1 protein-coding gene is annotated in these 243 nt (G+C 40.7%); it reads right to left on the reverse strand.

Annotated features, from left to right (window positions below):
• Window positions 1-209, reverse strand: a 209-nt coding sequence (locus SB775_RS32945) for a pyridoxal-phosphate dependent enzyme (protein ID WP_410865495.1), incomplete at its 3' end; no start/stop codon positions are given.
• Window positions 210-243: the final 34 nt, after the last annotated feature.

Consider the following 243-nt stretch of genomic DNA (forward strand, 5'->3'; position numbering starts at 1 on the left):
GGTTCAATAATTGTTCCGCCCTCTGCAACAAGCCCTTTTTCTAACGCATCTTCGATTAATTCTCTTCCTAAACGATCCTTAACGCTTCCGCCTGGGTTGTAAAATTCAAGCTTTGCAAATAAACGGACTCCTTCCGGAAGTGAAAAACGAGTAATTTCTACGATTGGTGTATGACCAATCAACTCATGAACTCCACGATATACATTCATCGTGTTCTCCCCCTTATTTGCCAATAAAGAAAAG

This window comes from Peribacillus sp. SIMBA_075 (assembly GCF_046534585.1).